We start from the raw sequence: 12,409 nt of genomic DNA, 5'->3' as shown, positions 1-12,409 counted from the left end.
CATGGCGAAGGAGCGCTATCCCGCCTGGCTCGGCCTGCTGCCGCCGCTGGTCATCGTGGCGGTGTGGGAGATCCTCGGCGACGCCGGGCATCTGCCCGACTATCTGCCGCCGCCGTCGGCCATCGCGCGCCAGACCATGGCGATGCTGGCCAGCGGCGAGCTGTTCCAGCATATCGGCGTCAGTCTTTTCCAGGCGCTTTCCGGCTTTGCGATCGGCGCTTTCTTCGGCGTCACGACGGGGCTGCTGTCGGGCGCGCTGCGGCCGGTCGAGCGCTTCTATGAGCCCCTGATCTCGCTGACCTATCCGGTGCCGAAGATCGCCGCGCTGCCGCTCATCTTCGCCTGGTTCGGTCTCGGCGACATGTCCAAGATCATCATCATCACCGTGTCGGTGTTCTACCCGATCTATATCAGCGCGCTGTCGGGCGCGAAGTCCGTGTCCAAGGTCCACGTCTGGGCGGCGCGCAACATGGGCGCCTCGCGGGCGCAGATCATCTGGCGCGTGCTGCTGCCGACGGCGCTGCCGCAGATCTTCAACGGCCTGCGCATCGGCCTTGCGCTGTCCTTCGTGGTGATGTTCGTCGCCGAGATGGTGGTGTCGAGCGTCGGGCTCGGCTTCCTCATCGTGTTCGCCGAGCAGAACCTGCGCTTCGACATCATGTATGTGGCGATCGTCGCCATCGGCATCATCGGCTTCGGCGCCGACTTCCTGCTGCGGCAGATCGGCCGGCGCGTGCTGGTCGGGCAGATGGCGGCCACGGAGATGCGGCGATGATGATCGTACGCTGGTTCGGCCGCTACTACTCGGTCTTTGTGCTGCTCGCGGTCTATGAGCTGATCGTCCGCCTCGGGCTGGTGTCGCCGCGCCTGTTGCCCAGCCTCGCGGTCATCGGCGACCAGCTCTGGATCTATCTCGCCAACGGCCAGCTTCTCATGCACGCGCAGGTGACGCTCTATCGCGCCTTCGCCGGCTTCGCGTTGGCGCTGGTGGGCGGCGTCGTCATCGGCACGCTGATGGCGCGCTCGCGGCTGATGGAGCGGCTGATCGAGCCGATCTTCTATTTCGGGTATCCGATCCCGAAGATCGCGCTCTACCCGGTGTTCATCTTCGTCTTCGGCCTCGGCACCGGCTCGACCATCGCGCTGATCTTCCTCGAGTGCATCTATCCGATCGCGATCCATGTCCATGCCGGCATGCGTTCGACCGACCGGGTGCTGATCTGGGCCGCGCGCAACATGGGTGCCAGCCAGGCGCAGGTGTTCTGGCGCGTGCTGGTGCCGGCGGCGCTGCCGATCTTTTTCACCGGCCTGCGCATCGCGCTGCCGGTGGCGCTGATCATCACGCTCGTTACCGAGATCATCGGCGAGAGCCGCGGCCTCGGCTATTTCGTGACCTACGCCTCGGCGTCGTTCCAATACGCGCGCGGTATGGCGGCCTTCGTCGTCATCGCGGTGATCGGCTTCGCGCTCGATCGCGCCTTGCAGCTCGTGCGCCGACGCGTCGTGTTCTGGCAGCGCACCGACGTCGAGATCAAATAGACCGTGCTATTTGCGCGGCGGCGGCGGCGCGACGTGGACGTCGACGAGCACCGTCGCGCCGGCACAGGCGGCATCGAACGCCGCGGCGACGACCGCGTCGAGATCCTCGACGCGCGTGACCGGCCCGAAAGACTTGAGGCCATAGGACTGCGCCAGGTTGACGAGATCGACCGGCGGGCCATCGATCGACATGCCGATGAACTTGTTCTCGACCGGGCGATGGCGCTGCTTGGCCACCGTCTCCTGGTGCTCGACGTCGTTATAGAACGAACGATTGTTGTTGACGATGAAGAGGGCGGGGAGCTGGCGCGCGGCCGCGGTCCAGAGCGCCTGGCTGCCCATCAGCAGATCGCCGTCGCCGAGCACGGCGACCGGCAGGCGGCCGCTGCCCTTGAGCGCCAGCGCGGCGCCGACCGTGATGCCCGGCGTCGAGCCGATGCCGCCGCCGCCGTCCCAGCCGATGCAATCGAGCGGATGCATGAAGCGCGTGTGTGCGTCCGGCCAGCCGAAGGTGAGGCGGGTGTAGCAGATGTCGCGGTCGCCGCGCGCGCGTTCGACGCTGGCGGCGAGCGCGGCAATGGTCACCTGACCCGTGGCCGGCGGCGACAAGGGGGCTTTGTCCGGCGCCGCCCAGGTTGCCGCCTTATGTCCGTCGAGGTGCGGCATGAGGGCCGTCACGAAGTCGTCGGGATGGATCGGCAGGCGCAGATCGGCCTCGGGCAGCGGAAAATGATCGAGCGACCAGCCGTTGTGCAGGCGCTCGTCCGGCGAGACGATGATCGTCGGCACGCCGCGTCCGCCATCGGGCCGCGCGGTCAAGGTGCCGGCGACATCGGGCCAGTCGAGGCTGATGATGAGATCGGCATCGGACAAAACGGCGCGCGCGCGCGGATCGGGATATTGCGCCGGCGCCGCGACAAAGGCCTTATGTTCGCTTGGGAAGCCGACGCCGCATTTCTGATCGCAGATCACCAGCGCGCCGGTCGCTGCGGCGAGCGCAACGCGCGCATCCCAGGCCTCCTGGGTACGCCGATGCCGGCCGAGCATAATGACGGGACGGCGCGCGTCGCCGATCATCGCGGCAGCGCGCTTAAGATCGTTATCGCTGGCGGTGGGCGCGCTCGGCGGCGCGAAGCGCTCCGGCAGGGGCGCCGCGATGGCATTCGGGCTGAGCCGGTTCTCCTGGATGTCGACGTCGAGGCAGATATAGACCGGCGCCTGCGGCGTTGCCTGCGTCAGCATCGATGCGCGCGTCAGCGACTGCAACGCCGCGCCGGTGGAGGCCGGCTGATCGTCCCATTTGACGAAGGGCCGGATCATGGCCGCCTGGTCGCGGCTGGTGTGTATCCATTCGATCCAGGGCCGGCGGCGCACGGCATCGACCGCGCCGGTCGCGCCGACGATGAGCATTGGTACGCGATCGGCAAAGGCGTTGAAGATCGCCATCACCGCGTTCATCAGCCCGACATTGGCGTGCAGCACGACGCCCATCGGCTTGCCCGTCACCTTGGCATAGCCATGCGCGATGGCGACGGCCTGCGCCTCGTGCAAGGTGACGATCAGTTCCGGATCGCGGTTGCCGAGGCGGTTGACCACGCTGTCGTGCAGACCGCGAAAGCTCGCGCCCGGATTGATGGCGAGATAGGGCAGGCCGAGCCGGCGCAGGAGATCGGCGATGGGATCGCTGCCGAACAGCGGCGCCTCGTCGGCATTGGTTGCTGGCGCGGCCTGCTCGGACATCGGAACCCCCGTTGACGCTGTGACGAGGCAGGCTGTACGGTCATACGTACAATATGTCAATTTGCGGGACCGCGATGGCCGCCACTTTGAAACGCAGCGACGTGTCGCTCTATCGCCAGCTCGACGCGCTGCTGCGCGAGCAGATCCAGGACGGCGGCTTGCGCCCCGGCGATCGGCTGCCGTCGGAGGCGGAGTTATGCGCGCGCTTCGGCGTCAGCCGCGCGACCGTGCGGCAGGCGCTCGATGCGCTGACGCGCGAGGGCGTGATCACCCGTTCGCCGGGGCGCGGCACCTTCCTGCGCCGGAGCGAGCGGCCCGCCGTGCAGGAGCGCAAGCGGCAGCCGTGGGGCGCCTTCATCGACGCGGCGGCGCAACGCGGCGTTTTCCTGCGTGGCGGTGTGGCCAAGCCGCCGCTGGTCGTGAGCAAGGCGTTGCAACTGGACGAAGCGATAGAGGTGCCTTTCGCCATCCGTGTGCTCGGCGGCGATGAGCGCGCACGCATGGCGGTGAAGAGCTATGTGCTGCCGTCGCTGCAAGCGCTGGTCGACGACTCCGGCCGTTCGTTCGCGGCGCAGGCGCGTAAGCGCGGCAAGCGGCTGCGCGCGGGCAAGGCCTGGATCGAAGCCATTCTTGCCGAACCGCGTTTCGCCATGATGCTGAAGGCGCCGCTCGGCTCGCCGTTGTTGTCATTGTGGTGGATCGATCACATCGACGGCAAGCCAGCGGCGTGTCATCAGATGGTGATGCCGGGCACGGCCTTTGCCGCGGACCTCGCATGACGGGCAGGCCGCTTCTTGCCGCCGGCATGCCGACGCCCTATCGGCCCGGCGCGATGGTCGCGCCGTGTTTTGCGCAAACGCGGCACGCTTTTGCGGCGGGCACCGATACGCCGCGTGCGTTGCTCGAGCGTGGCCTGGAACGGCTCGCTGCGGCAGAGCCTCAGGTGCGGGCCTTTGTCTGTCTCGATCTCGCCGCGGCGCGGGCGGCGGCCGATGCATCGACGCGGCGGTGGCGTGCAGGCAGTCCATTGTCGCTGATCGACGGTCTGCCCTTGGGAGTGAAGGACTGCTTCGACGTGCAGGGCTTTCCGACACGGGTGAACAGCGCGCTGTTCGCCGATGCGCCGCCGGCGCAGGTCGATGCCGCGCATGTCGAAGCGTTGCGCCGCGGCGGCGCGGTCGTGCTCGGCAAGACGGTGACGACCGAACTGACCATGGCGGCGCCGGGGCCGACGATGAATCCCTGGGACTTGCGCCGCACGCCCGGCGGCTCGTCGTCCGGTTCGGCCGCCGCGGTCGCGGCCGGCATGGTGCCACTGGCGAGCGGCAGCCAAGTGCGCGGCTCGGGCATCCGTCCGGCGTCGATCTGCGGCGTGATGGCGATGAAGCCGACCTTCGGCGCCTTGAACCGGCATGGCGGTTTCGATCCATCGCCGAGTCTCAATCATCTCGTCCTGTTGGGCGGACATCTCGACGACATCTGGCAGTCGGCGCATGTGATCACGCAGGACGTCGGCGGTGATCCCGGCCTTCAGCCGCTGGCGGGCGGGCCCGATCTGCCCGCGCCGCGCCGGCCGTCGCGGCTCGCGCGGCAACGCACCTTCGGTTGGTCGTTGACCGACGACGTTTCGAAGCATGCGTTCGAGGCGTTGCTGCTGCGGCTCGCTAACGCTGGTATCGAGATCGTCGCGCCGGAAGCCGGCGACGAACTCGCCGCCTACGAAGACGTGACGGCACGCACGCCCGAATGGTTCTTCGACCTGATGCTGTGGGAAATCCGCTCGCCGATGCGGGCCTGCCGCGACATGCATCCGGACGCGATGAGCGACACCATGCGGGGTCACGTCGCCAAGGCCGAGGCGCTGACGCTGGACGATTATCGCCGGGCGCTAACAGCGCAGCAGGAGTTACGGACGAAACATCGCGCGCTGCGCGGCAAGGTCGACGGCTTCATCACATTGGCGCATATCGGGCCAGGTCAGTTCGGCCAGCCGCTGCTCGGCACGCCCTGGTACAACGACCCGTCGTCGGCGATCGGTGCGCCGACGCTCAATCTGCCGCTGCTGGCGGTCGATGATGCGCCGCTCGGCATTCAGGTGATGGGCTTCGAAGGCGAGGATCGCGATCTCGTCGCGATGGCCCGCTGGATGATGGAAGCGTTGACGCCGTGACGCGCGTCAGCGCGTGCCGTACATGCGGTCGCCGACATCGCCGAGGCCGGGCAGGATAAAGCCCGCCTCGTTGATCGTGTCGTCGACCGCGGCGGTCCAGATGTGCACGTCGGGGTGATGCGCGCGCACGCGCTCGATCGCCTGTGGCGTCGCCAACAGGCAGACGATGCGGACGGCTTTGGCGCCGGCTTCCTTCAGGCGATCGATGGCGGCGACCGCCGAATTGCCGGTCGCCAGCATCGGATGCAGGATCAGCGCGAGGCGTTCGGCCATGTCGTCCGGCGCCTTGAAGAAGTATTCGACCGCGACCAAGGTGCGCGGATCGCGATAGACGCCGACATGGGCGACGCGCGCCGAGGGTACGAGATTGAGCATGCCCTCGAGGAAGCCGTTGCCGGCGCGGCCGACGGGCGCCAGCACCAGCTTCTTGCCGGCGAGCACCGGCGACTTCATGGATGCGAGCGGCGTCTCGACGTCCACCATTTCGAGCGGCAGGTCGCGCGTCACCTCGTAGCAGAGCAGGGTGCCGATCTCGTTGAACAGTTCGCGGAATACCTTGGTCGAGCGCGTCTTGTCGCGCAGCAGCGTCAATTTATGCTGCACCAAAGGATGATCGATAATCGTCACGCCGTTCATGGCTGAAACCTCTTGCGATCAAAAAACCGTGCCGTCGCTGATGACGGTGAGGGGCGGCGCGCCGTCGCCGCGCTTCTCTTTGGCAATCTTGCGTCCCGCGGCCCAGGTGCCGCCCTCGAGCAGCGAGCCGAGCGGGAAATTCGCGGCGGTGACACCGAGGCGCTCGCGCACCAGCGGCAACAGCGCGTCGAGCAGTGCCACGGTGAGGGCGCGCCATTCGACCACGAGTTCGGCGTCGACCGGCAGCGGCGCGTTCGCCTTGTCCGGTTCGCGCAGGGCGATGAGGCCGCTGTCGATAAGCAGGCCGCCGTTGCGATATTCGGCGAGGCCGGTGAGGCCGTCGACATCGGTAATGGCGAGACCGGCCTGCTGCAGCGGCTCGATCAGCGAATAGCTCAGCCACTGCGACAGCTTGTGCAGCGGCATGAGGCCGTTGCTGGCATCGTCGCGCTTGATGGCGCGGTGCCGCCAGGTGTCGCCGAGCGGCACGCCGGCAAGTGTCAGCCGGTTCTGCCAGATGCCGCCGAGATGCAGCAGCAGGCTGCGCAGGATCGCGGGTGCCGGCAGCGTCTTGCCGTCGGCTTGCGCGACGAGATGATCGAACAGGCCGCCGGCGCGGGCCGCGTCCGCCGCGGCGAACACGGCCGCATTGTCGGCCATGGCGCGGCCGAGCCGCGCCAGCAGCGCGGCGCGACCTTCAAGGCCGGCGAGGGGATTGTTCGCGGTGACCTGGAAGCCCTGCGCCAATTCGGCGGCGTTGAGTTGGGCGAGCCGGTGCGCGTCGGCGCGCAAGGGATCGCGCGCATCGGCCGAGAACAGGCCGGCCTCGAACATGCGCAACGAGGCGAGCGCCAGACCTTCCGAGCGGCCGATGGTCAGGCCGGTGGCTTCGTCGCGATAGCGCCAGTCGGGACCGGCGCCCGCATCGAGCAGCACCGAGACGATGGCGAGATCAAAGGCGGCGCGCGCTTGCGCCGCCTGGTCCGGCCATTGCGTCTTTGCTGCGATCTCAGCCCACAGGTCGCGGCCGCCGAATACGAAATGCCGCCAGCGCGCATGCAGCGGCACGCGCAGATCGGGATAATTGCCGCGGATCACTTCCGCGACATAGTCGGCCGTGGCCTTGAGCTTTGCCGCATCGAAACGGAAATGCGGCAAGGCATCGGCGCGCGCCAGCGACAGCATTTCCTGCGCGTGTTCCCGGACCGCGCCCGCCGACAACAGCGAAAGCGCGACGTCCCGCTCGCTTGCGAGCGTATGAGTCTCTGTCGGAATGGTCAGAACTCTTCGAGATTGCGGCCGACGACTGTCTTGAGCTCGGCTTGGCTCGGCACGTGATCGGGCGTGTAGTAGCCGGCGGCCTTCTTGGCCTCGAGCTCCACTTGCGCGTCCGGCGGCACGAGGCCGTCCGGGATCGGCACGCGTTCGCCGATATCGATGCCGGTGGCGACGACCGAGTCGTACTTCATGTTCGACATCGAGACGAAGCGGTCGATGCGGGTGATGCCGAGCCAGTGCAGCACGTCCGGCATCAACTGCTGGAAACGCGCGTCCTGAACGCCGGCGACGCATTCGGTGCGTTCGAAATAGGTCGCCGCCTGGTCGCCGCCTTCCTGGCGCTTGCGCGCATTGTAGACGAGGAATTTGGTGACCTCGCCGAGGGCGCGGCCTTCCTTGCGGTTATAGACGATGAGGCCGGCGCCGCCCGCCTGCGCTTCCTTCACGCATTCGGCGATGCCGTGGATCAGGTAAGGCCGGCAGGTGCAGATGTCGGAGCCGAACACGTCCGAGCCGTTGCACTCGTCGTGCACGCGGCAGGTGAGGCGGCGCTTGGGATCGGCGATCGCCGCCGGATCGCCGAAGATATAGAGCGTGATGCCGCCGATCGGCGGCAGGAACGTGGTGAGATCCGGACGCGTCACCAGTTCTGGGTAGATGCCGCCGGTCTGCTCGAACAAGGTGCGGCGTAGCTTGTCTTCGCTGACGTTGAAGCGTTCGGCGATGCCCGGCAGATACCAGACGGGATCGACCGCCGCTTTGGTCACCGCGATGTCGCCGCTTTCGCGCACGATCTCGCCGTCGGCCTTCACGCCCCATTGCTTGTCGATGAATTCCGGGATCGTCAGCCGCGCTTTGGTGATGGCGATGGTCGGCCGGATATCGGCGCCTTCGGCGATTTCTTGCGCGAAATCCTGCGCCACACGGTGGCCCCAGGGATCGAGCGAGACGATGCGGCCGGGCTCGTTCCATTGCGGGAACGGGCCGATATCGACCACCGGCGCTGTGTTGGTGAGATCCGGTCGGGCGATCGGGCTCAGCGCGCCGGACGAGACGGCCAAGGCGCGGTAAAGCGCATAGGAGCCGCCGTGCGCGCCGATGGCGTTGCGCTCGTTCGGAGAGGAGACGGTCGCGAGGACGGGTCCGCGCTCGCGTGCGTTCGCTGCTCCCCACTTGATCGGGAAACGACCCGGCGCGCGGTGACCGGGATGCGAGGTGAGCCTGATGTGGCTCTCTTTATTCGTGGACATCCAGTTTGCCCCACAAAAGCAAAAAGCCCCTTTCGGCGGGTGCCGAAGAGCGGCTTCAAAAAAATATAATAGGGGTTCCGCGGAAAGTTTCAAGCCCCACCGATGAGGAACGTGAGGCGCGTGTCGCTTCGGTATGCGGCGTGGGGCGACAAATACTGCGCTGCAAAATCCTTGTGCGTGCGATGCTTAATACTTTGCTCTGGTGCCTGCATTTGCGGCAGAGGCCGCAGGTCAGGCCGACGCCGTCCCGACGTAAGCGGCGAGAACCGCTGGGTCGTTGAGGACCGCATCCGGCGCGCCTTCGGCGATCGTGCGGCCGTAGTCGAGCACGTGAATGCGATCGGCAAGGTCGGCGATCATCTGCATGTCGTGCTCGATCCAGATGATCGTCATATTGAGTTCGTGCTTGATGCGCAGAATGAAGCGCGCGAGGTCCTCGCGTTCTTCGCGGTTGAGGCCCGCCGACGGCTCGTCCATCAGGATGACCGAAGGCTCCGACGCCAGCGCGCGGGCAAAGCCAACCACCTTCTGCACGCCGAACGGCAACGAGCCGACCCGCGCATGCCGGTAGCGCTCGAGCTCGACGAGATCGATGATACGTTCGACCGCGGCGCGATGCGCGACTTCCGCGCGCCGTACGCTCGGCAGGAATAGCATCTCGGCGATCGGATTGGTGGCGATGCGCGCGTGCCGGCCGGTGAGCAGATTGTCGACGACGCTCATCTCGGCGAACAGCTCGCCATGCTGGAACGTACGCGCGACGCCGCGTTGCGCGACTTCGTGTGGCGAGCGGCCGATCAGGCTTTGGCCGCGAAAGCTGATGACGCCATCGCCGCGGTAGATGCCGCTGATGCAGTTGAAGACGCTGGTCTTGCCGGCGCCGTTGGGACCGATCAACGCTATCAGTTCGCCCGGCTGCACGGCGAACGACACGTCGTTCAGCACGGTCAGGCCGCCGAAGCGGAGGCTCAGATGCTCGACGGAAAGCTCAGCCATACCATCTCCGGGAGCGGCGATACTGTTTGACGTCGCGATAGGAGCGCCGGGCACTTCCTGTCTGCCCGAGATAGAACTCCTGCACGTCCTGATGGCCTTTCAGCCGCGCACGGTCGCCGTCGAGCACGACGCGGCCGTTCTCCATCACATAGGCGTAGTCGGCGATCTCGAGCGCGGTGGCCGCGCTTTGCTCGACCAGCAGAATGGCGATGCCGAGCTCGTCGCGAATGGCGGTAAGGCGCCGCGTCAGGTCGCCGACGACGACCGGCGCGAGGCCGAGGGAAAGCTCGTCGATCAGCAAGAGGCGCGGCCGGCACATGAGTGCGGCGGCGATCGCCAACATCTGCCGCTCGCCGCCCGACAACAGGCCGCCGATACGCTGGCGCAGCTCGGCGAGGCGCGGGAAGAAGTGAAAGACGATCTCTTCCTGCCGCCGCTGCTCGGTCGCGCCGGCGCGCGGCACCGGCGCGATCAGGTTCTCCGCCACCGTGAGATTGGGAAACACCTTGTCGCGCTCCGGCACCAGCACCAGGCCGCGCTTGGCGATCTCGTGCGGCGGCCGGTTCTCCAGCCGCACGCCCATGAAGCCGATGCCACCCTCGGTGACGCGCGCGTCGTCGATGCCGAGGAAACCGGAAATGGCGCGCAAAGTGGTGGTCTTGCCGGCGCCATTGGTGCCGAGCAGGGCGACGATCTGCCGGTCGGAGACCGACAGGGTGACGCCTTGCACGGCGGTGATCACGCGCTTGTAGACGACCTCGATCTTGTCGACCTGGAGCAGCGGCGTGGTCATTTGCGCGCTCCCGCCAGCGGCTTTTGCTTGAACGGCCAGAGCAGGAAGTAGTCCTGAACGCGCCGCCAGATGCCGACGAGCCCTTGCGGCTCGAAGATGAGAAACAGGATCATCACCACGCCGAAGGACGCGTAGTTCACGGCGAAGATGTCGGCGGCGAGGCTCTGCACGTTCGGCAGCAACTTGAGCAGCGACTCGATCGCATAAGGGAATACGGTGACGAAAGCGGCGCCGAGCAACGCGCCGAGGAGCGAGCCCATGCCGCCGATGATGATCATCGCGACGTATTGGATCGACAGAAAGAGATCGAAGGCCTCGATGGAGACGAAGCCGCGGTAGTAGGCAAACAGGCAACCGGCCACGGTCGTCATGGCGGACGAGACGACGAAGGCGAGCAGCTTGTAACGCGCGACGCTGATGCCCAGCGCCTCGGCGACCGTTTCCTTCGCATGGAGCGCGCGCCAGGCGCGACCGGAGCGGCTGCGCAGCAGGTTAATGCAGATCAGGAGGGTTGCCGCGGCGAAGGCGAGCAGGATGAAGTACCAGATGCGGCCGTCGTTCAAGGCGAAGCCGGCGATGGCCGGCTTGTCGACCATGATGCCGGTCGAGAAGCCGCGTTTGGTCTCGTATTCGCCGCCGAGATAGATGACGATGAAATGCAGCGCCAAGGTCGAGACCGCGAGATAGAGCCCGCGCAGGCGCAGCGACGGCAGGCCGAAGATCAGGCCGAGCACGACGCCGGTGAGTGCCGAGGCGGGCAGCGTGATCCAGAACGGCGCGTTGATCTCGCGCGCGAGAATGCCCGTGGTGAAGGCGCCGGCGGCGATGAGCCCGGCATGGCCGAGCGAGATCTGCCCGGCATAGCCGGTGAGCAGCATCAGCGATAACGCGCCGATGGCGGCGAGAAACACCTGGCAGGCGAGGTCGAGCAGGAACGGCGAGGCGATGAAGGGCAATGCCGTCATGACAACGATGAAGATCGCGAGGCTCACGCGCTCGCCACGCGTCTGGATCAGCGCCAGTTCGTCGGCGTAGTCGGTGCGGAAGTAGCCGGAGGCGCGGGGAAGGGGCCTAAACACGGTCGAGCTCCTCGCGCGTGCCGAACAGGCCCCAGGGGCGGAATACCAGCATCGCCAACAGCACCAGGAACGGCACGACGTCGGACAGCAGCGGGTCGACGTAATAGATGAGCAGCACTTCCGCGGCGGCGACGATCAGCGCACCGGCGAGCGCACCGACGAGGCTGTCGAGACCGCCCACGAGCGCGGCGGGGAACGCCTTCAGACCGATCACCGGCATGGTGGCCGTCAGCCCGGAATCGAGCGCGAGCAGAATGCCGGCGAGCGCGCCGGTCAGCGTCGACAGGCTCCAGGCCAGTGCATAGACGCCGTGCAGATTGATGCCGCGCTGCGCGGCGAGCAACGGGTTTTGCCCGGCCGCGCGCATGCGCATGCCCCAGCGGCCGAAGCGGAGGAAGAAGAATAGCGCGGCATAGACCGCGACCGTGGTGCCGACCAGCGCGGCCGACCACAGCGAGATGTGCGCGCCGCCGGGCAATGTCAGCGACGGGTTGGAAATGCCGAGCGCCTGCGCCGGATATTGCTGCTGTGCCGACCAGACGAGCACGACGAAGCCGCGGATGAGGATGCCGAGCGCGACGGTGGTGAGGATCGCGGCGAGCACCATCTCGCCGGTCATCTTGCGCATGAGGAAGACATAGACCAGCACGCCGACAACGAGACTGAGCACGATGGCCGCGCCGAGCGCCATCACCGGATGGCCGGAGAACAGCGAGGCCGTCGCCAACACGGCGTAAGCGCCGAGCATCATCAGTTCGCCATGCGCCAGGTTGAGCACGCGGCTGACCCGGTAGATCAGCACGTAGCCGCAGGCAATCAGCGCGTAGATCGATGCTAGGACGACGATATTGACGAAGAGCTGCACGAAAGAACTTTCAGATCGTCAGAGGTTGTGAGGCGAGCGCGCCGCTTGTGTTCTTAATCCCTC

At 66.9% G+C, this 12,409-nt stretch carries 12 protein-coding genes; 4 read left to right on the top strand and 8 right to left on the bottom strand.

Features of this window, described 5'->3' with window-relative positions; all coding sequences use genetic code 11:
- Position 1 precedes the first annotated feature (1 nt).
- Both DW352_RS09600 and DW352_RS09595 read left to right on the top strand, forming a co-directional pair.
- Complete coding sequence (locus DW352_RS09600; RefSeq protein WP_115690678.1) at positions 2-775, top strand: ABC transporter permease; 774 nt, start codon at positions 2-4, stop codon at positions 773-775.
- The gene (locus DW352_RS09595) at positions 772-1,539 is read left to right on the top strand and encodes an ABC transporter permease (RefSeq protein WP_115690676.1); all 768 of its coding nucleotides are present in this window, start codon (positions 772-774) and stop codon (positions 1,537-1,539) included. The genes DW352_RS09600 and DW352_RS09595 overlap by 4 nt, the downstream gene beginning before the upstream one ends.
- A gap of 6 nt (positions 1,540-1,545) precedes the next feature.
- Here the strand turns inward: DW352_RS09595 and DW352_RS09590 are convergent, their stop codons facing one another.
- Positions 1,546-3,279 (bottom strand): thiamine pyrophosphate-binding protein, encoded by a 1,734-nt coding sequence (locus tag DW352_RS09590; RefSeq protein WP_115690674.1) that lies wholly within the window; start codon positions 3,277-3,279, stop codon positions 1,546-1,548.
- Positions 3,280-3,353: 74 nt separating this feature from the next.
- Here DW352_RS09590 and DW352_RS09585 point away from each other — a divergent pair, with 74 nt between their 5' ends.
- Together DW352_RS09585 and DW352_RS09580 are read left to right on the top strand one after the other, a co-directional pair.
- The gene (locus DW352_RS09585; RefSeq protein ID WP_115690672.1) at positions 3,354-4,058 is read left to right on the top strand and encodes a GntR family transcriptional regulator; all 705 of its coding nucleotides are present in this window, start codon (positions 3,354-3,356) and stop codon (positions 4,056-4,058) included.
- A complete protein-coding gene (locus DW352_RS09580; protein ID WP_115690670.1) occupies positions 4,055-5,449 on the top strand; it encodes an amidase family protein in 1,395 nt (464 codons plus the stop codon). The genes DW352_RS09585 and DW352_RS09580 overlap by 4 nt, the downstream gene beginning before the upstream one ends.
- A 6-nt stretch (positions 5,450-5,455) precedes the next feature.
- On the opposite strand, the gene upp is transcribed toward DW352_RS09580, so the two are convergent.
- The 7 genes from upp to DW352_RS09545 all read right to left on the bottom strand — a co-directional run bounded on the left by upp (position 5,456) and on the right by DW352_RS09545 (position 12,346).
- On the bottom strand, positions 5,456-6,085 hold the full coding sequence (gene upp / locus DW352_RS09575) for a uracil phosphoribosyltransferase (protein ID WP_115690668.1): 630 nt from the start codon (positions 6,083-6,085) through the stop codon (positions 5,456-5,458).
- A gap of 18 nt (positions 6,086-6,103) precedes the next feature.
- Positions 6,104-7,270, bottom strand: coding sequence for a DUF1688 family protein (locus DW352_RS09570; RefSeq protein WP_115690666.1), 1,167 nt, complete (start codon positions 7,268-7,270; stop codon positions 6,104-6,106).
- Between the two features lie 92 nt (positions 7,271-7,362).
- Entirely contained in the window at positions 7,363-8,613 is a 1,251-nt protein-coding gene (locus tag DW352_RS09565; protein WP_115690664.1) for a GTP cyclohydrolase II, read from the bottom strand.
- A 231-nt stretch (positions 8,614-8,844) separates the two neighbouring features.
- Positions 8,845-9,609 (bottom strand): ABC transporter ATP-binding protein, encoded by a 765-nt coding sequence (locus DW352_RS09560; protein ID WP_115690662.1) that lies wholly within the window; start codon positions 9,607-9,609, stop codon positions 8,845-8,847.
- The gene (locus DW352_RS09555) at positions 9,602-10,402 is read right to left on the bottom strand and encodes an ABC transporter ATP-binding protein (RefSeq protein WP_115690660.1); all 801 of its coding nucleotides are present in this window, start codon (positions 10,400-10,402) and stop codon (positions 9,602-9,604) included. The genes DW352_RS09560 and DW352_RS09555 overlap by 8 nt, the downstream gene beginning before the upstream one ends.
- On the bottom strand, positions 10,399-11,481 hold the full coding sequence (locus DW352_RS09550) for a branched-chain amino acid ABC transporter permease (protein ID WP_115690658.1): 1,083 nt from the start codon (positions 11,479-11,481) through the stop codon (positions 10,399-10,401). The genes DW352_RS09555 and DW352_RS09550 overlap by 4 nt, the downstream gene beginning before the upstream one ends.
- Complete coding sequence (locus DW352_RS09545) at positions 11,474-12,346, bottom strand: branched-chain amino acid ABC transporter permease (RefSeq protein WP_115690656.1); 873 nt, start codon at positions 12,344-12,346, stop codon at positions 11,474-11,476. The genes DW352_RS09550 and DW352_RS09545 overlap by 8 nt, the downstream gene beginning before the upstream one ends.
- Positions 12,347-12,409: the final 63 nt, after the last annotated feature.

The sequence above is a fragment of the Pseudolabrys taiwanensis genome (assembly GCF_003367395.1).
GTDB classification, from domain to species: domain Bacteria; phylum Pseudomonadota; class Alphaproteobacteria; order Rhizobiales; family Xanthobacteraceae; genus Pseudolabrys; species Pseudolabrys taiwanensis.
Note: the sequence above shows the minus strand (reverse complement) of the source record. Positions and strands in the feature narration are given on the sequence as shown.